Here is a 19797-nt window from a genome sequence, read left to right as displayed (position 1 = left end):
TTAGCAAAATGTTACTTTACCTTAACGTAAATTGTAATTAACGTTAACGTAAACCTGTACTAAAAATGTGTCAAGCAAACGCTACGCATAACATCACATAAGTGTAGCGTGCCAGTGTAAAGCTGCTACATAGCACATTCGTACTAGCCAACGTTTATATGCCCAGTGTTTTAAGTGCCCTGCGTTTTAATAGCACAACGCATTGAACGGAAGTTACAAGTATTCACTCATCAATACGCTTGTGTATTGCGCTGAGTGATAAGAACGCGAATAAAACAAGGTATATGTATGAACAAGCACGACGACGATACCACGTACGCAATTGGTGAGCTTGCTCGCGAATTCGATATAACGCCACGCTCAATAAGGTTTTACGAAGAGCAAGGGCTTATGTCTCCCTCAAGAACGGGACAAAACCGCGTCTATCTGAATAAAGATAGGGTGAGACTGAAACTTATATTACGTGGGAAACGCTTAGGCTTTTCACTTGCGGAAGTGAAAACACTGTTCGACATGTACGACAGCAACCCGAATTCGGCAGTTCAGTTAGAAGCCATGCTTGAAATGACTGAACAAAAACGTGCGGTACTTAATCAGCAACTTGAAGATATTCAAATGCTGATGACAGAACTTGATGACGTAGAAGCACGTTGCCGCGAAGAACTCGCAGAACTCAAACGAGGAAAAATTGCATGAATACCATTTACCCTACTCTTAACTTCGGACTTGGTGAAGACATTGATATGTTGCGTGACCAGGTTTACCAATTTGCACAGAACGAAATTGCACCGCTTGCTGAGAAAGCTGACGCTGATAACCAGTTTCCCAATGAGCTATGGACTAAACTTGGCGACATGGGATTGTTAGGTGTTACGGTTTCTGAGCAGTACGGTGGTTCAGATATGGGCTACCTTGCACACACAGTTGCGATGGAAGAAGTGAGTCGTGCATCTGCAGGCATCGGATTGAGCTATGGTGCTCACTCTAACCTTTGCGTGAATCAGATTTACAAAAATGGTAATGAAGCGCAAAAAGAAAAGTACTTGCCGAAGCTGGTTTCTGGTGAACACATTGGCGCGTTAGCAATGAGTGAGCCAAATGCGGGCTCAGATGTGGTAAGCATGAAACTACGTGCCGAAAAACGTGGTGATAAATACATTCTTAACGGCAACAAAATGTGGATCACAAACGGTCCAGACGCGCATACCTTCGTTATTTACGCAAAGACAGATCCAAACGCAGGTCCTCGCGGCATTACCGCGTTTATCGTAGAACGCGATTTCCCTGGTTTTAGTCGTGCGCAAAAACTCGACAAGCTGGGCATGCGCTCTTCAAATACCTGTGAGCTAGTATTTGAAGACTGTGAAGTACCTGCAGAAAACATCATCGGCAAGGAAGGTGAAGGTGTTCGCGTACTTATGAGCGGTCTTGATTACGAGCGCTTAGTATTGTCAGGTGGTCCGCTAGGCATTATGCAAGCATGCATGGATGTAGTAGTACCTTACATCCATGACCGCGAACAGTTTGGTCAATCTATTGGCCAGTTCCAACTTGTTCAAGGCAAAGTGGCTGACATGTACACTCAAATGAACGCCGCTCGAGCGTATGTGTATGCAGTGGCTAAGTCTTGCGACCGTGGTGAAACCACACGTAAAGATGCAGCAGGCGCTATTCTATATTCTGCTGAATTAGCCACCAAAATGGCGTTAGATGCAATTCAACTTCTAGGCGGCAACGGCTATATAAACGAATATTCAACGGGTCGACTTCTTCGTGATGCCAAGCTATATGAAATTGGCGCAGGAACATCAGAAATTCGCCGTATGCTTATTGGTCGCGAGTTATTCAACGAATCAAAATAAAAACCAATCGCGAGCAGCCCAACAACAGTATTAGATAAACACTATGCTGTATCGCGACGACAACCCTTAACAGTGCCATAGCGCAAATGTTAAGTACCGGACGACAACACAGCCCTATTTAATAGGGCTGTCACACAAGGAGGGGTTATGCCCGTTCTTCGCTCTACAATAAATGTAAAATCTGATACTTTCATTGCCAATACCAAGGCAATGCAAGCACAAGTAGACGACCTACTCGAAAAAATTCATCAAATTACCCAAGGCGGTGGCGAAAAAGCTGCAGAAAGACACGTGTCACGCGGAAAGCTGCTGCCTCGCGATCGCATTAATGCACTTATTGATGATGACACACCGTTTTTAGAAATTGGGCAGCTAGCTGCCTGGGAAGTGTACGACGATTATGTACCCTGCGCTGGTGTTGTAGCCGGTATTGGTGTGGTTAATGGCGTTGAGTGCATGATTGTTGCGAACGACGCTACCGTAAAAGGCGGTACGTATTACCCGCTTACTGTTAAAAAACACCTTCGCGCACAAACCATTGCTGAGCAAAACAACCTACCGTGCATATATTTAGTCGACTCGGGCGGTGCTAACCTACCCCGTCAAGACGATGTATTCCCCGACCGAGAGCACTTTGGGCGAATCTTCTTCAACCAAGCGAATATGTCGGCGAAAAACATTCCACAAATTGCAGTGGTAATGGGTTCGTGTACCGCAGGTGGCGCTTATGTGCCAGCAATGGCAGATGAAAGCATTATCGTTAAAGAACAAGCCACAATATTCTTGGGTGGTCCACCGCTTGTTAAAGCTGCTACCGGTGAAGTAGTGACAGCCGAAGAGCTTGGTGGTGGTGATGTTCACACTCGTATATCAGGCGTAGCCGATCACCTTGCTAACAACGACCAGCACGCGTTAACACTTGCGCGAAACGCTGTATCTCGACTTAACCGCAGAAAACCAGTATGTGTTGAAGTGGGTGAAGTAAAACCACCCCGTTACGACAGTAAAGAAATTTACGGTATTGTGCCTGCCGACAGTCGTCAAACCTTTGATGTACGCGAAATAATCGCGCGTGTCGTAGACGATTCTGATTTCGACGAGTTTAAACCTTTGTATGGCACAACACTAGTTTGTGGTTTTGCCCGCATTTTCGGTTACCCAGTCGGCATAGTAGCTAACAACGGTATTTTGTTCGGTGAAAGCGCACTTAAGGGTGCTCACTTTGTTGAGTTGTGTGCTAAGCGAAAAATTCCATTAGTGTTTTTACAAAATATTACCGGCTTTATGGTGGGTAAGCAGTATGAGCATGGCGGTATCGCAAAACACGGCGCCAAAATGGTAACGGCGGTAGCGTGTGCCAATGTACCTAAGCTTACTGTGTTAATTGGCGGTAGTTTCGGTGCAGGTAACTACGGTATGTGCGGACGAGCATACGACCCTCGATTCTTGTTTATGTGGCCCAATGCACGAATCTCGGTAATGGGTGGCGAACAGGCTGCCGGCGTATTAGCACAGGTTAAACGCGACCAAAAAGAGCGCGCCGGTGAAACGTGGAGCGAAGAGGAAGAAAAAGCCTTTAAGCAGCCTGTTATCGATACTTACGAAAAACAAGGCCACCCTTACTACGCCTCTGCACGTTTATGGGATGACGGTGTTATCGACCCTGCCGATACGCGCCTTGTGCTAGGGCTATCGCTTTCTGCTGCACTGAACAAGCCAATTGAAGATACCGAATTCGGTATTTTCAGAATGTAGGAGCAAAGATTATGGAACAAGCAGTAACCTACGAAATCGACGAACGCAATGTGGCAATCGTAACTCTTAATCGCGCCGAAAAGCACAATGCTTTCGATGACGAGATGATTGCCGAATTAACTCGCCTATTTAAAAAAGCAGGCAAAGACGACAGCGTTCGCGCCGTTATTCTTCAAGCAAAAGGAAAAAGTTTCAGTGCAGGCGCAGACCTGAACTGGATGAAAAAAATGGCGGGCTACACCCAAGAGCAAAACGAACAGGATGCGATGGGCTTAGCGACCATGCTTCAAACGCTTTACACGTTGCCTAAACCTACTATTGCACGTGTTCAAGGTGCCGCATTTGGCGGTGCTGTTGGCTTAATAGCTTGCTGCGACATTGCTGTTGGCAGCAAATTAAGCAAGTTTTGCTTAAGCGAAGTGAAAATTGGCCTTATTCCAGCCACTATAAGCCCTTACGTTGTTGAAGCAATGGGTGCACGTGTTTGTCGCCGTTACTTCCAAACGGCTGAAGTGTTCTCTGCTCGACGCGCTCGTCGTCTAGGTCTGCTAAGCGAGGCCGTAACCGAAGACGAACTAGACAGCACTATTGATGATTTGATCACAAACGTGATGAAAAATGGGCCACAGGCTGTTTCTCAATCTAAAGCCCTTGTTCAATGGGTTGCTTCTCAACCTATCAATAACGACCTACTTACCGCCACCAGCAAACTTATTGCACACGTGCGTACATCAGAAGAAGGTCAAGAAGGGCTTGGCGCGTTTTTAGAAAAGCGCAGTGCGAATTGGATTGAGCAAAAAACCAATCCAGAAGCAGGCATGGAGAAATAACATGATTAATAAACTACTCATTGCAAACCGTGGTGAAATTGCCTGCCGCGTAATTAAAACTGCAAAAGCGCTTGGTGTAAAAACGGTTGCCGTTTATTCAGATGCAGATACCCAAGCACGACACGTTAAAATGGCTGACGAGGCGGTTTATCTAGGCGCATCGCCGTCTAAAGAAAGCTACCTACGCGGTGAACTTATTATCGAAAAAGCGAAGCAGCTTGGCGTAGATGCTATTCACCCTGGCTATGGTTTCTTATCGGAAAATGCCGAATTCGCTAACCTTTGTGCCAAAAACAACATCATTTTTGTTGGCCCACCTGCTTCGGCAATAGAAGCGATGGGTTCAAAGTCAGCTGCAAAACACATCATGGAAAATGCAGGTGTACCGTTGGTACCTGGCTACCATGGTGATGATCAGAACGAAGCAGTATTAAAAGCGGCAGCTGATGACATGGGTTACCCAGTGCTGCTAAAAGCTGCTGCTGGTGGTGGCGGTAAAGGCATGCGTCAGGTGTGGAATGAAAAAGAGTTCTCCGCTGCACTGAATGCCGCTAAACGCGAGTCGATGGCAAGCTTTGGTGACGACCACATGTTGGTTGAAAAATATTTAACTCGCCCTCGTCACGTTGAAATTCAAGTATTCTGCGACACTCTAGGAAATGGTGTATACCTGTTTGAGCGAGATTGCTCGGTACAACGTCGTCACCAAAAGATTATTGAAGAAGCCCCAGCGCCTAACATGTCTCAAGATATCCGTGAGAAAATGGGTGAAGCCGCAATTCTTGCAGCGAAGGCCATTAATTATGTTGGTGCTGGTACTGTAGAATTTCTTCTTGATGAAGACGGCTCGTTCTACTTTATGGAGATGAATACGCGTCTTCAGGTTGAACACCCTGTTACCGAAATGATCACGAATGAAGACTTGGTTCAGTGGCAGTTGACCATTGCTGAAGGAAAGCCTATTCCGAAGCAACAAGATGAACTTACCCTGACAGGTCATGCTTTTGAAGCACGTATTTATGCTGAAGATCCAAACAATGAGTTCTTACCTTCAACGGGCACGCTTCATCTACTTAAAACCCCAGAAGAAAGCGACGTTGTTCGCGTAGACACAGGTGTTGAGCAAGGCGACGAAGTAAGCGTATTTTACGACCCAATGATTGCCAAGCTGGTGGTCAAGGGTGAAACACGTGAAGTCGCCCTTAAGCGCTTGCTACATGCGTTGGGCAACTATCATATCGAAGGTGTTTCTACCAACATTGACTTTCTGAAGCGCGTGGCAAGCAACGAAGCATTTGTTAATGCAGAGCTTACAACCACCTTTGTCGAGAAGCATCACGATGCACTATTCGCAAAAGCAGAAGTTGGCGACCATCACAAGCGTATTACCCTGCCTACTATGGCGTTACTGGCTTTGCTGCACCGCGAAGACACTATGAAAGCGACACAAAACGAAGCTGCACGTAGTCTTCTTGTTTGGCGTTCTGCTGGAGCATGGCGTGCCAACATGGCGCACAGCGAAACGCTGATACTTGATTTTGGCGGTGAGGCTGACACGCAGGAATTCAACATCACACATTCCAAAACCACTTACCCATTAGCGTGGCAGGTGTCTTTCGATGATGTAAATGTTGAAGTTATGGGAAGCCTAAGCGCATCACCTGACGGTGACCTAATACTTAACGCAGACGTGGACGGGTATAAAACGCAGTATCACTTTGCTGAAAAAGACGGACGCTTTACTTTATTCAACAATGAAACTCACAGCAGCTTTAGCGTTGTGTTGCCTTCATTGGGCGATGACAGTGATGCCAACCAAGACGCTAATTTTAACGCGCCTATGAACGGTACCATTGTTGCTCTGCTTGTAGAGCCTGGCCAAAAAGTAGAAAAAGGCGAGCCTATCCTGATTATGGAAGCAATGAAAATGGAGCACAGTATTGTTGCACCTGAAGACGGCATGGTTGAAAGCTTCTACTTTAAAGCCGGCGAACTTGTTGATGGCGGCGCTACTTTGTTGTCGTTCGCCGGTAGCGAAAAGGAGTAACTATGAGCTTCCCAAGCCAGGTCAGCATTGTTGAAGTTGGCCCTCGCGACGGCCTGCAAAACGAAAAGCAAGTTGTAAGCGCTGACGATAAAGTCACGCTGGTTAATATGCTGTCGAAAACAGGCCTCAAGCGCATTGAAGCTGGTAGCTTTGTTTCGCCTAAATGGGTGCCACAAATGGCTGACTCAGGTGCAGTATTCGAAAATATATCGCGTGCACCGTCTATTCAATATTCGGCGCTTACGCCGAACTTGAAAGGCTTAGAGGCCGCCCTTGAAGCTGGTGTTAACGAAGTGGCGGTATTCGGCGCTGCGTCTGAATCGTTCTCACAGAAAAACATTAACTGCAGTATTGCTGAAAGTTTACATCGTTTCGAGCCGGTTATCGAACTGGCAAAAGAGCGCAACATTCCGGTACGTGGTTATGTGTCTTGTGTCATGGGGTGCCCGTATGAAGGCGAGATAAGCCCTAGCGCCGTAGCGAATGTGTCTAAAACCCTGTTAGACATGGGGTGTTATGAAATTTCCCTTGGCGATACGATAGGAACAGGCACTCCGGGTGCAACTAAGCTTTTATTAGATGAAGTACTAAAGCATATTCCGGTTTCAGTCACAGCAGCCCACTTTCATGATACTTACGGACAGGCGCTTGTGAATTTGTATACTGCGTTGGAGTACGGCGTAGCAACTATCGATTCGGCAGTGTCAGGTTTAGGTGGTTGCCCATATGCAAAAGGTGCAAGCGGTAACGTTGCTACAGAAGATGTAGTTTACATGCTTAACGGAATGGGAATATCAAGTGGCGTAGATATGCAACAACTGCTTGCTACATCACAGTTTGTTGAAAAACTGCTTAACAGACCACCAATATCAAAAGTTGCAAGTGCGCTTTTAGGTAAATAGATGTATTACCCAAGTAAACACCCTTAAAAAGCAGCTCATAGGTGAAAACAGCAAAAAGCCAGCAATGTCGTTTTACGCATGCTGGCTTTTTTATGTCTACTTTGATCATTTTTCTTTAGGTAAAATGACTGTGGAGACCAGAGCAACAAGCAACAGTCCAGACATAAGATACACTACAGAAAAAGAGATGAGCGGTGTTATTGCTGCATAAAGGCTACCAAACGCCAACAGAATTAAACCAATTGCGGTATTTGAAAAGCCCACTAACTCTGTACGCTCTTGACCTTCTTTCACATCTAAACTGTAGGTTTTTCTTCCCGTTCTTACACCAGCATGAGCAATAGAAAGTACAAAAAACAAAATAGCAGACACGATCAGCGAGTTGTTCGTTATAAGTAATAACCCCACGCAAGCTGTTAACGCCAGTCCACCAGCTATCTGAAGAGTTAGCTTTGCGCTTTTATCAGCCACTTTTCCCCATATAAATGACGAAAGCAATGCTGCTAACGCCTCTGCAGCGATATAAATGGGAAGCAACTCACTGGCGTTATCGCCCTTTTGCACCATAAAATACGGCGCTACTAACGCTGAATGTACAAACAAGCCTCTCACGAATATGAACTTGTACACCGTGCTATCAAAGTTAACACTAATGATGTTGCCAGTTTCTTCATTAGATTGAACTGACGTTTTTACAGGCCACATACAAAAAAGCGTAGCTATAAATATCATTGCACTAAATCCGATTAGCGCCGCCAGAGCAACAGTGCCTAACGAGTTGTTGAACATAAACAAAGGAACGGCGACTGCCAATGTTGCAAAGCCCGACACTGTTGACGCAATACCTATCAAGCTACCGCGCTCTCCTTTTTGGGCAACATCAGCTTCCATGTCTTTTACTGTAAGTGAGCACGCAGAGCGCCCAATACTTAAAAGGGCCAGAGAAAACAACACTGCGCCCCCCGCCATCGCGCCATCAAAAAACAGCGCAGCCAAAAAAATACCTACAACACTGCAAGCTTGTATTGTTATTCCCAACCGCCATACAACATGGCGCTGTTTGTGCTGTCTAAGGTAATAGCTGATAAATGCCTGAGGTAATAACGCGCCTGACTCTCTAATGGGTACAAGCCACCCTATCATCCATGTGGGCGCCCCGAATGCAAGCATCAGAGCGGTTAGCGTTGTCTTTGTCGACATAAGAAGGTCAGCAAGCTTGTTGAGCGACAAGCCTGCTATTAAACGTTGCTTTTTATTAATAGCCAATGGCAAAAGCTCGCTTATTTGTTGAGTGATATTACCCCATTTACTTGAATCGTAAACTAGCGGGGTCGTAAACTACCTGTAATAAGAATTATACTGTTAAAATGTTGGAGCAGATCAATTACCTACCCTTTGTTCTCCACCAACGTTTTGAGGTTTTCTAAACCCATTTCGAAGTCTGGGCCAATCAAGCTATCAATAAACAAAACGAAGAATCGATTCACTGGGTTATTGTCTACACTGCCAGCATCAGTCCAGGTAACTTGCGTTCCATTGTCTACCTGCTTTATATCCACTACACCTGTAGAGCCCATATCAAACTCGGGAAAATATAAACTGTATAAAACCCGTTTATTGTGCTCTAACTGGGTAATCTCCATTTCACCATTGCCTTCGGTTTCACTCTTCCACTCAGAGCGCATGCCGATAGCACGGTCGGGGCCAGAATAATTTAACTCCATGTTGGGGTCGCGCTGAAACCATACCCCCCACTTCTGCCATTCCCTCAAATCGACAACGTACGGATATACTTCACTAGGATCAGCATCAATCGTGATAGAACGCTCTACTGTGTAGTCTTTAGGAATAAGAAAACTACTTGCAACGAATACAACTATAACCACGCCAACAAAGACCAACAGCTTTTTTAATGCGCCCATTCGCACCTCCGAATTTGTTCATTGCGTCAAATATAACATTTAATTAACAAATGTCACTGGCGGCTGAGTAAATTCACCACTTAGGAAATGAATTACCATCTGCCTTACAAAATCAGCATTAACCTCTGATACCCAAGATATTTCTCTGCCCTTAGATTCGCTACCGTGGGACGTTCCGTCTTCTTCGCAGCGTCCACTGTCTGAATTTCTATCTACACGGTAAATTTGACCCGCATTAGGCGTGTTAGTCCCTACTGCAAGCATTGCGGTATCGACCTTAAAATGCTCGTTTGGTAGCGCAACAATGCAAGTAGAAAGCACGTCCCACAAGAAGTAAGTGAACTCATACGACGGAATTGCCGTTACTGTTGCTGCCCAAAACTGCCCAGCTAAATCAGATACTGGGCTTTGTACTTTCGCTAGTGATGTTAGAAAAGGCCAACTTACCGGCAAGGCATTAGTGGCGTCTAAAGGTACAAGCAACACCGGCAGTGAACTATTAATTAATGTTGCTGTGGCGTTAGGGTGCCAGTAAGCATTCCACTCCGCCGTGCCGTTATGGTCGTGCATTGCAACATTGCCCTTAACATCGATAGCACCACCCATCCATATTACACGTTCAACATTAGCAACAAACGCAGACTCAACACCCGCAAGCTCAATGGCACCAGCAATATTTGTAGCAGGACCCGTCATAAGCACCGTCACTTTCGACGAATGTTGCTCTATCATTTCTTTCATCCAGATGTGAGCAGGTTGATCAATCACCTTTATACCGTCACTAGATGTTCTTAACATGATGGGCACTGCATGGCACATTTTTGGTTGTGCACGCCACTCTGGTGGAAACGGATTTGGCCCAACGCACTTGCCAACACAAACCGGAATATGCGAATTATTGGTTAAGTTGAGAATTTTTTTTGTACTCAGCAATGCATCATCAGGGTAACAATCTGCAGGTGTAATACTTACACCAATTACTTCTATATTCGGCAAACGAAGGAGTAAAAGCAGCGAAAGTAGATCATCTATTCCACCATCATGGTCGAAAATAACGGCTTGTTTGGAAGACATAAAGAAACATTCCCTTAAAATAATTAACGATTAAATTACAAAGGCGAAAAATCACGCTGTTAATCTAAAATTTCTTGTGTAATATGGATTTAGGTTATCACGAAACCCACTACGCTGTTGTTATTTGTGACTCGCAATAACAGGTGGTACAAGGAAATTTCATGTACTGCGCCAATTATCGCATACCTTCATTTTCCTATTACAAAACTATCCCTACATCGTTGTCACTTTATTACAGGAGTTATTAGAGCATGGCAGACCAAAGCTCTCGTTACATTAGTAATTTAACTCGCGATACCTATGCGCTTATTCTCGCAGGTGGAAAAGGCTCAAGATTGCACGAGCTTACCAACTGGCGAGCAAAACCTGCTTTGTATTTTGGAGGAAAGTTTCGAATCATCGACTTCCCGCTTTCTAATTGTGTAAACAGCGGCATTAGACGCATAGGCGTAGTTACACAGTATAAGTCGCACTCGCTAATACGCCATTTAGTGCGTGGTTGGGGGCACTTTAAAAAAGAGCTTGGTGAATCGGTAGAAATACTACCTGCCTCACAGCGCTTTTCAGACAGCTGGTATGAAGGCACAGCCGACGCTGTGTTTCAAAACATCGACATCATTCGCGATGAACTTCCCAAATACGTGATGATTTTGTCTGGCGACCATATTTACCGAATGGACTATGGTGATATGTTGGCGAAGCACAAGGAGTCTGGTGCCAAAATGACGGTTTCATGTATGTCTGTGCCGGTAGAAGAAGCCGCAGGGGCATTTGGCGTGATGTCGGTAGATGAGAACTATCGAATTAACGGGTTTGAAGAAAAACCCGCCTCTCCCACGCCACTTCCCCACGATAGCAGTCGCTGCTTAGCGTCTATGGGAAATTATGTTTTCGACACTGAATTTCTATTCGAGCAGTTAAGAAAAGACGCCGAAAATATGGGCTCTCAGCGAGATTTTGGTAAAGATATCATACCGTCAATTATTAAAGATCACCCAGTATACGCCTTCCCTTTCGAGAAAAGTGGTGGTGACAACGCGTATTGGCGCGATGTTGGTACCATTGACTCTTTTTGGGAAGCTAACATGGAAATGGTCGCTCCCGTACCGCAGCTAAATTTGTATGACAGAAAGTGGCCTATTTGGACATATCAAGAGCAATTACCCCCCGCCAAGTTTGTGTGGGAAGATCACGATAGACGTGGTGAAGCGATTAACTCTGTGGTGTCAGGAGGCTGTATTATTTCGGGGTCGACCCTGCGTTCATCGATATGTTTTTCAAACGTGCGAGTTCACTCATACGGCCTAATCGAAGATGCAGTAATACTGCCCGACGTTGAGATAAAGCGCCACTGTAAGCTTAAGCGCGTTATTATTGATAGAGGCTGCGTGGTACCTGAAGGTACAACGATTGGTTACGACCACGATGAAGACCGTGCTCGTGGTTTTCGCGTGTCAGAAAAAGGGGTGGTATTAGTCACCCGAGAGATGTTAGGACAACCAGTAGGCGGTCTTAAAAAGACCACGGGTTAACGCTAACTTTCATTCCATTCTTTTAAGGTAGCAGAAACAAGTTCTGCTACCGCCTCTGGGTGCTCAAGTGGAAACATGTGCCCACCAGCCATGACTTTGTGATTTATTTTGTTGTGCTGCATCAGTCGGCTATACATCTGGGGTTTACACACATTACTTTTTTCTCCTGTGACCAGTAATGCTGGACACTTCAGCTTACCCTTATACTTGCCTAGGTTGTGAGGTACGTTTCTAAATAACTCAGCCTCTACATCGGCACGAAATGTAAGGGATATAGCATCACCTGTCTGTGCAGTTACGGCCTTTACGTAATCGCGCACGCAGCGCTTATCCATGTCTCTGAATAAAGCTTTTCCGTGAAAGTACGCTTCCATGTCGGTATTCAGTGGCCATTTGGCGTTTCGCGTTTGTGCCAGCTTTGCCGGCGTTAGCTTGTTAATTAAGGGAGTGTGCTTAGCAAACTTGAAAAAGTAACTAAGTGGGCCAACAACCAACGGTGGGTCGAACAATATTATACCGCGAAAAAGCTCGGGGGCTTCGCACGCTGCCATATAAGTGATGACCGCACCAAACGAATGCCCAACACCAAAGACGCCACGTTTATCGGTGTTCTCCTTTTTTACATGGCGTATAAGCTCTGTAACTTGGTTTCGCCAGTTGCCGTTAACAGGAAGTAAGGGGTCGTGTCCAAAGCGCTCTAAATGCAAGCGATTGTACGTATCAGGCAAGCTTGAAAACATGGTGTTATAGCATGACGCTGGAAAACCGTTAGCGTGAGCAAAATGAAAGCTTAATTCAGAAGACGGCACAAAAAACCTCGGAAAATTAAAAAGAAAGGAGCAAATGCTCCTCTCTATAAATCGGCTGACAGACTGTGGTCATGTTACTACAAGCCTCTTGCCTCTGCCATTTCCCAGTCTTTCACTATTTTTGTACTGGTCCACAAAAATACGGCAATAGACAAAGCATAAGGTACAACAAGGTAGAGCAACGATTGACGAAGTGCTTCTGTCTCCCCAAGAGAAGGCACAAGCGCCTGGCTTATGATTCCCGTCAATGTTGGGCCGCCGCCTAAAGCAATGATGTTAAGCACAAAAAAGAACAATGCTGTAGACATAGCGCGGACATTTAATGGTGCTAACGTTTGCGCCATTGCGAAACTTGGTCCAAGGTAAGAGCCGCTGGTAAATAGTAGTAGCGCCATTAAACCAACTGAAAGCCAGAGATCTTGAACTTGCAGTGAAACATAAAAGGCCGGCACACCAATAATAAGTGCTATTGCGGGTAACAGCGCGTACGCCTTTTTATTGGTTTTTCCCCATCTGTCAGCAACATAGCCACCCAACCACACGCCAAGGGCGTATGCGGTGCCGTTGATGATGCCAAATACAATAAGTAACTGCGTGATATCGAGCCCTGCAAAGGCACGCACATAGTAGTCAATGATCCATGTTGAAATAGCGTAGTTCCCAAACGAACCAAATGAAATACCTAATGCCATTCCCCACCATGTGGGAATTTTGAGCAAGGTTTTAAGTGATGACTTTACGCTAGGTTTAGCGACTTGCGCCTCATCGACCGCTAATGTAGCCGTGCGCTTGGGCTCTTTAACTGTAAGTTTGAGCAAGACAGCAAGCAGAATACCCGGAATACCCACGCTGTACATTACCGTACGCCAGTCAGCCGACCCACCTTGCAGGAAAAACGCAGAGGCAAAAAACGCCAGCATCACGCCGAACGGAATGCCCAACGAATAAATAGCTAGCGCGCCGGCCCGTTTTTCTTTAGGAAATAGATCAGAAATAATACTGTGAGACGGTGGACTTCCACCTGCTTCACCAATTCCTACACCAATGCGCGCAAAGGCCAGCTGCATGTAGTTTGCCGCTAAACCGGAGGCCGCAGTAAAACCGCTCCACAGCGTGAGAGAGATGGCAATAATGTTTACTCGACTGTAGCGGTCTGCAAGCCAGGCAATTGGAATACCCATAACGGTGTATAGCAGCGCAAAGTAAATGCCTTTTAACCAACCTAGCTGCGCGTCATCAAGCCCTAAATCAGCTTTTATAAATGGAGACAGGATCCCTATTATTTGTCTATCTATAAAGTTAAAGGCGTACACTAGAGTGAGAATGAACAGCACGTAGTTACGATAGCTTCTAGATGCGCCGGCTTCGCCAACAGGAATACGTTCAACGTGAGATTGTGCCATAACAGTCCTTAATGGTAATGATTTCCCAGTCTACGCATCAGCAGAAAAAATGCACAACTAAATGTTACTTATTTGTTAACATAACGAAAATTTCTAACAGAGACTTTCTGTTGCTCAGCGCTTAAGGTACGATGTCGACTCATCAACTCATCAGACCAGATAGGCAATTATGACGGTAGACGAACTGTTAAATATTCCCGCTTTAACACCAACTTCTGACAACACGTGGAAAGTCGACGGACTTGTTATACCGAAAACGTGGGGGCAAGGACGAACTGCCTTTGGTGGTATTTCCGCAGGTATGCTGTATTGTGCAGTGAAGCAGCAGGTACATGACGAAAGAGTATTGCGCTCGTTCACAACCAACTTTGTTGGTCCGCTTAACTTAGAGACCCCCTTTTCAATTGAAGTTACGTTATTGCGCACCGGTAAAAATGTGTCGCAATTCACTGCTCATGCTATTCAAGACGGCAAAAGCTGCGTATTTTCTCAGGCCTGTTTTGGCAATGCGCGCAAGTCATCTATATTGGTTGAAAACAATGAAGTGCACGACATGGCGCAGCCAGTTAAAGCCAAGTTTATTCCCCAAATTCCAAAAGTTACGCCTAAATTTTTGCGTTACTTCGACCTAGCCATCGACGCTGGTGGCATTCCTTTTACGCGTAAAAAAACCAGCCATTACCACGGCTTCATGCGTTTTAAGCAGCCACCAGCTGAAATTACTGATGCCCACATTATTACAATGATAGATGCGTGGCCCCCAACGCTGTTGCAGATGATGAAATTGCCGGCCCCAGCGAGCACGGTAAGCTGGAACCTAGAGTTTATTCACCCACACAAACCTGTAAGCCCCACAGACTGGTTTGCATATAAAGCGCATACGCGACAAGCCGCCGATGGCTACGGACACACTGAAGCGACTATTTGGGATAAGGATAATGAAGTCATTGCGATAAGCCGACAAACTGTTGCTGTTTTCGACTAAGTACGTGTCTAATAGCCTATTTGTGAGTACGCCATTCACTCTAGAGCATTGGCCTACCAAGAAGGGCTTATTTGAGAATAAGCCCTAATAAAGCATGAACGCATTAGGGTTAAATAAAGATATCACAGAGATACACTGAAGATTAGTAACGTCAAGAGCGTCTTCAAGATCTTCTTTTGCTAGTGATAATGAGTCATGTAATTCAGGCTTGAGGTTATGGTAGCTTGGATAAATTTCAGGGTTCACATTGTCCAAAGCCAATACATAGGATAGCTGCAATATGCGTTGCTCAACGCTGAGCGATGTATTTTCTGTATCATGAATCGAGGTAATAGGTGACACAATGGATTCCGGAATTCCCCATTTATCGATAAGTCTTGCTGACAAGCTAGAATAGGTGTATCCCAGAACACCAAATTGTAATTCCGCTGGCGTTACACGCGCGTTAAATGCCTGACAGCGTTGCGCCGACTCAGGCATTGTAGTTACCACTACCAGTTCGCCAATATTGTGAAGAAGCCCCGCCACAAAAAAACGCTCAGGCTCGCGGATGTTACGCATGTCGGCAAAGTATTTTGCCAATAAGCCACAAGAAACGCTTTGTTCCCAGAACTTGTCTAAATCTATGTTTTGACCGTCAACATCGCTAAACGCTTGGCTTACACCATAGGCAAGAGCGAGGTCGTAGGTAGAGCGGGTACCCACGACTTGGATGGCTTTGGTAATAGTGTCGATTTTGTTTGGAAATCGGTATAAGGCCGAGTTGGCAACCCGCAAGAGCTGTGTGGCCAGCGAAGGGTCGAAAGCTATAACATCACCGATATCGTCAATGCTTGAGGCCTCGTCATCCATGCATGCCTTTAAACGTGTTACCGAATCGGGTAAAACAAAAAGGTCTTCTGCTTTTGCAACTAGCTCGTCTAAATTCATCTGTGCACGCTCTCCAACGCAACAATAGTTTTGGTGCTAGGTACCTCCATTTACCCTCGCTGCCCTATAAAGGTATAGGCTTATTTACCCATTAGGTCAATGACCGATAACTAGTAAAAAAGTATGATGTTTGTTCTTCTAATCTTTCTTCCAAAAGGAATAGGAACATCATTCATCGTACAACAACGTTATAAGGTATTAGCTTAACCAGAAATAGTATGTTCGATGCAAAGTTATCAAATAAAATAACAATTCGCAGAATTGAATCGAGTTGACTTGAGTTACCGGTGGTGTTCACGATGCACTTTTTCAACACTCGCTATAGCGCATAATTAGAACTTAACAAAGACAAAACTAGGCAATACTACGACAAAACCTACATGAAAGCAGAGGGTGAAGCGCTGAAACAGCCCAATGACCTTCTGTTGTATATTACGTTTTCTTTTGCATACGTAACAGTATACCCCGCTGACCATGTATGTTCACCTAATTAGTTTGTAAAAATGGTATTATGGCGTAATGTTCAAGTAACACGTGCAACAGTGCGACAATACGTAATCGTTATCAGCTTCTAACTTAAACAACGTTTAATTCAATGCCTTCACTTACTACTCTCAAAATTGTCATTATTGGCTATGTTTGGCCTGAGCCAAATTCATCCGCTGCCGGGCAAAATATGCTGTCGATCATTAAACAATGTAAAGACGCGGGGCACTGCATATCTTTTCTGACCGCTGCCACAGACAGTGATCACAAGGCTGATTTAGATGAATTGGGCATCGATAATCACACAATCGAATTGAATAGCAGCAGTTTCGACAATGTGATTGCATCGATGGCACCTGACGTGGTGATTTTCGACCGTTACATGACTGAAGAGCAGTTTTCATGGCGTGTGAAAGAGGCATGCCCTAATGCACTACGAGTGCTAAATACCGAAGATTTGCATAGCTTAAGACAAGCGAGGCTAGACGCTGTTAAAACACACTGTGATGCAGCAAAAGCAAACCTTAACAGTGAACTGGCACAGCGCGAAATAGCCTCAATTCTTCGCAGCGACATAACGCTAGTAATTTCAAAGCACGAACTCAACTTGTTAACAATACATTATGGTATACCCGCTTCACAGCTTCGCTATCACCCACTTGAAGTAGGAAATATATTAGAAGATGCCCCTACCTTTGAAGAAAGAGCGCACTTTGTGCACATTGGAAACTTTAGACATGCGCCGAACTGGGATGCGGTACTTCAGTTAAAGCAAACCATTTGGCCTGCGATCCGAAAACAGATTCCACAGGCTGAACTTCATATTTACGGAGCCTACCCGCCCAAAAAAGCCACACAACTGCATAACAAACAACAAGGTTTTCTAGTAAAAGGTTGGGCCGATAGCGCGGAGAATGTAATCAAGCAGGCTCGCGTATTAATTACCCCGATCCGATTTGGTGCAGGCATAAAAGGTAAATTATTAGACGCAGCACGCTGCGCGACGCCTAGCATTACAACTTGGCTCGGTACAGAGGGCATTCTTTTTGATGAAGATATTACGAACTGGCCTGGTGAAGTATGTCCGGCGGTGTATACAGAACAGCAAAAAAACAAGGAAGGTAGCGCAAAAGTTGTTGCAATAAATGATGCAGTTAGCGACTACGTGAGTAGTGCGGTGTCGTTGTATAATGAAAAAGATGAATGGCAACAGGCAAGCAGAAAAACTATACCTTTGCTTAGCAACTATGCTGCATCAAAGCTCCAACAAACGTTGGTAGACAGCTTTGTGCACCTCAGTAACAACATTCAGACGCACCGAGATGGACTATTTTTGCAAAGCCTCGTTTGGCATCAATCGTTGACTGCAAGCAAATATATGTCGCAGTGGATTGAGGCTAAAAACGCGAACCTTGAAACGCTGCGTAATGATAAAAATGATGAATCACATTAGACAGCACTAAAACGTGCTATTGTCTTTTAAGCGCGTTGATAACAGCCGTAATACCGTTGCCTCTAGACTGACTGAGATAACGTGATAGTTGGCACTGTTCTAGGTATGCAGCATAATCAAAAGTGCTGCGCTGCTCTGCAGTTAGCGAATTAGCTCGCTCGAGTAAAACTGCCAGCACACCTCTGATGATTTTACTGGGTGAATAGGCCATAATTTCACCGTCACTTACACACAGCCATACTGGACTTTCACAACCCTCGACGCTGTTGTCATGTGTGCGTTGTTGTTCAGGCAAAGCGGGCAACGCCTTGCCTGCTAACATCAATACGCGTGTGAACGTGTCCCACCCCTTTGCTGAGGCCAACTCAAGTGCTAGCGGCGGCAAACAGTCTTTTTCACTATTTTGAATGTACACGTTTCAGTATCCACGTCTTTGCTTTTCGATAGAAGCAGCTTGTTATACAGCCACAAGTTCCGCAGCTAAGTCTTCCGCAGTCATTACAAGGTTTTCAACGTTGCTTTGCGTTGGAAACATAACCAACTCAACACCGTTTTTTTGCAAGCCAGGCAACCACGTTGCTGTAAACTCTTGTAACTCTATGCTTACCGCTTGACCTGTAATGCCATTGGTTGCCACAAAGTTACTTGCTAAGTCTTTGTGAGGGAATACGGGAAGCTGCACATTGTCCCCATCTTCAAACATCACAAACCCTTCTTCGCCTTGAACTAGCCAAATTGCCTTTGCTTTGTTTACATAGCTAACTACTAGCTCTTGACGCTCCTCGGCATTCAGCTTCATTGCTTGTTCAATTACCGCATCGCTTAACGTTTCTGCAACTGTTTCTGGAAACACAACATTCTCGCTTATAGAAATTTTGCCGCAAGTATACCCTTACCAAGCTGATGTGCAATAAACATGGGCGCAACAAACACGGAAGCTACAAACATGGGTGCAACACACATACACAACACACAATAAAGCGATTCCTATTCTTGATAGATTTTCATATGATAAATAAACGCTTAGCAATATTCTGCGTACCTACTTACAAATACAACCTAGTTGTTTAATAAGAATTCGAATTTAAGTGAGCGACACCATGCAATCTGTTTTCACAGCACTAAAACAAGGTACGCATTCTCAACATGTAGCCCTTGAGAACACCTACCCTTTTTCGCTCTACCAAACGAATAGCGCACCAGACAAAGCGGTTTATCTGGATATTCTTAATGTCATGCTCCACTTTCATAAACAGGTAGGTGTAGTTATTGAAGTGTTAAATACGCACAGTGATATTGTGTCTCTTGCTCAGTTGCTAAACCAAACAAGCGTAGTTGCTGCACTTGAAGCTGATATAAAACATTTGGAAGCTGAACTTGATGCAGGTGTAGGCAAAAAAGAATTACACAGTGTTTTCAATCAAGAATTTATTAATGTAGAAAACACACCATCTGTTGCGCTATCGGCTATGTACGTTTGGCTTGGTTCTTCAATGGGCGCCAATGTATTACTTCGAAGGCTGAAAAGTACGAGCGAACTTCCCGTTAACTATTACAGTGCAATGGCAGAATGCGCGCGAGCATGGGTTGAATTTAAACAGCAGGTTGACTCGCTACTGCCCTCTTTTGCCGCTCAAGAAGACAACATTCATTCAAACATGCTAGAAAACGCAAACCGTTGGTTTGCGTTTCTTATTTGTTTAGGTGAACAAGTTACTCCTGCTGAAGCATAGAAAGAGCAATATATAAAGCAGCAAATCGTCTGGCCGTTACTCAAAGCACGCCAGCTTTGTGCATTCTTTAAACA

At 44.9% G+C, this 19797-nt stretch carries 18 protein-coding genes; 10 read left to right on the top strand and 8 right to left on the bottom strand.

What is annotated here, in order from left to right:
• The first annotated feature begins 288 nt into the window (after positions 1-288).
• The 6 genes from ACGHAV_RS00455 (at position 289) to ACGHAV_RS00430 (ending at position 7396) form a co-directional block, all read left to right on the top strand.
• Positions 289-696: a MerR family DNA-binding transcriptional regulator gene (locus tag ACGHAV_RS00455; RefSeq protein WP_334015145.1), complete on the top strand. Its 408-nt coding sequence runs from the start codon at positions 289-291 to the stop codon at positions 694-696.
• Entirely contained in the window at positions 693-1862 is a 1170-nt protein-coding gene (locus ACGHAV_RS00450) for an isovaleryl-CoA dehydrogenase (protein WP_390374962.1), read from the top strand. The genes ACGHAV_RS00455 and ACGHAV_RS00450 overlap by 4 nt, the downstream gene beginning before the upstream one ends.
• Positions 1863-2009: 147 nt before the next feature.
• Positions 2010-3617: a carboxyl transferase domain-containing protein gene (locus ACGHAV_RS00445; protein WP_390374959.1), complete on the top strand. Its 1608-nt coding sequence runs from the start codon at positions 2010-2012 to the stop codon at positions 3615-3617.
• Positions 3618-3628: 11 nt separating this feature from the next.
• Positions 3629-4447, top strand: a complete 819-nt coding sequence (locus ACGHAV_RS00440) for an enoyl-CoA hydratase/isomerase family protein (RefSeq protein WP_390374956.1) — start codon at positions 3629-3631, stop codon at positions 4445-4447.
• A gap of 1 nt (position 4448) precedes the next feature.
• Positions 4449-6494, top strand: coding sequence for an acetyl/propionyl/methylcrotonyl-CoA carboxylase subunit alpha (locus ACGHAV_RS00435; protein WP_390374953.1), 2046 nt, complete (start codon positions 4449-4451; stop codon positions 6492-6494).
• 2 nt (positions 6495-6496) lie between these two features.
• Positions 6497-7396: a hydroxymethylglutaryl-CoA lyase gene (locus ACGHAV_RS00430; protein WP_390374951.1), complete on the top strand. Its 900-nt coding sequence runs from the start codon at positions 6497-6499 to the stop codon at positions 7394-7396.
• 105 nt (positions 7397-7501) lie between these two features.
• Here the strand turns inward: ACGHAV_RS00430 and ACGHAV_RS00425 are convergent, their stop codons facing one another.
• The 3 genes from ACGHAV_RS00425 to ACGHAV_RS00415 form a co-directional block, all read right to left on the bottom strand.
• Complete coding sequence (locus ACGHAV_RS00425; protein WP_390374948.1) at positions 7502-8662, bottom strand: MFS transporter; 1161 nt, start codon at positions 8660-8662, stop codon at positions 7502-7504.
• A gap of 122 nt (positions 8663-8784) precedes the next feature.
• Complete coding sequence (locus ACGHAV_RS00420; RefSeq protein ID WP_390374945.1) at positions 8785-9318, bottom strand: SRPBCC family protein; 534 nt, start codon at positions 9316-9318, stop codon at positions 8785-8787.
• A 39-nt stretch (positions 9319-9357) separates the two neighbouring features.
• Entirely contained in the window at positions 9358-10392 is a 1035-nt protein-coding gene (locus tag ACGHAV_RS00415; RefSeq protein WP_390374942.1) for a nucleoside hydrolase, read from the bottom strand.
• Positions 10393-10643: 251 nt separating this feature from the next.
• On the opposite strand from ACGHAV_RS00415, the gene glgC reads away from it, so the two are divergent.
• Positions 10644-11924, top strand: coding sequence for a glucose-1-phosphate adenylyltransferase (gene glgC / locus ACGHAV_RS00410; protein ID WP_390374939.1), 1281 nt, complete (start codon positions 10644-10646; stop codon positions 11922-11924).
• A 2-nt stretch (positions 11925-11926) separates the two neighbouring features.
• Here the strand turns inward: glgC and ACGHAV_RS00405 are convergent, their stop codons facing one another.
• Together ACGHAV_RS00405 and ACGHAV_RS00400 are read right to left on the bottom strand one after the other, a co-directional pair.
• Positions 11927-12733, bottom strand: a complete 807-nt coding sequence (locus ACGHAV_RS00405; protein ID WP_390374936.1) for an alpha/beta fold hydrolase — start codon at positions 12731-12733, stop codon at positions 11927-11929.
• 77 nt (positions 12734-12810) lie between these two features.
• Positions 12811-14136, bottom strand: a complete 1326-nt coding sequence (locus ACGHAV_RS00400) for a spinster family MFS transporter (RefSeq protein WP_390374933.1) — start codon at positions 14134-14136, stop codon at positions 12811-12813.
• A gap of 169 nt (positions 14137-14305) precedes the next feature.
• Here ACGHAV_RS00400 and ACGHAV_RS00395 point away from each other — a divergent pair, with 169 nt between their 5' ends.
• Entirely contained in the window at positions 14306-15121 is an 816-nt protein-coding gene (locus ACGHAV_RS00395) for an acyl-CoA thioesterase (protein ID WP_390374931.1), read from the top strand.
• 84 nt (positions 15122-15205) lie between these two features.
• Here ACGHAV_RS00395 and ACGHAV_RS00390 read toward each other — a convergent pair whose 3' ends face one another.
• Positions 15206-16051, bottom strand: coding sequence for an HDOD domain-containing protein (locus tag ACGHAV_RS00390; protein ID WP_390374928.1), 846 nt, complete (start codon positions 16049-16051; stop codon positions 15206-15208).
• Positions 16052-16646: 595 nt separating this feature from the next.
• Between ACGHAV_RS00390 and ACGHAV_RS00385 the strand changes: the two genes are divergently transcribed.
• A complete protein-coding gene (locus ACGHAV_RS00385; RefSeq protein ID WP_390374925.1) occupies positions 16647-17990 on the top strand; it encodes a glycosyltransferase in 1344 nt (447 codons plus the stop codon).
• A 16-nt stretch (positions 17991-18006) separates the two neighbouring features.
• On the opposite strand, the gene ACGHAV_RS00380 is transcribed toward ACGHAV_RS00385, so the two are convergent.
• Positions 18007-18405 (bottom strand): SufE family protein, encoded by a 399-nt coding sequence (locus ACGHAV_RS00380; RefSeq protein WP_390374922.1) that lies wholly within the window; start codon positions 18403-18405, stop codon positions 18007-18009.
• Positions 18406-18447: 42 nt separating this feature from the next.
• Entirely contained in the window at positions 18448-18843 is a 396-nt protein-coding gene (locus tag ACGHAV_RS00375) for a DUF2750 domain-containing protein (protein ID WP_390374919.1), read from the bottom strand.
• A gap of 247 nt (positions 18844-19090) precedes the next feature.
• Between ACGHAV_RS00375 and ACGHAV_RS00370 the strand changes: the two genes are divergently transcribed.
• The gene (locus ACGHAV_RS00370) at positions 19091-19723 is read left to right on the top strand and encodes a biliverdin-producing heme oxygenase (RefSeq protein ID WP_390374917.1); all 633 of its coding nucleotides are present in this window, start codon (positions 19091-19093) and stop codon (positions 19721-19723) included.
• Positions 19724-19797: the final 74 nt, after the last annotated feature.

This window comes from Alteromonas sp. MTD1, assembly GCF_042848195.1.
In the GTDB taxonomy this organism is placed as follows: Bacteria; Pseudomonadota; Gammaproteobacteria; order Enterobacterales; family Alteromonadaceae; genus Alteromonas.
Note: the sequence above shows the minus strand (reverse complement) of the source record. Positions and strands in the feature narration are given on the sequence as shown.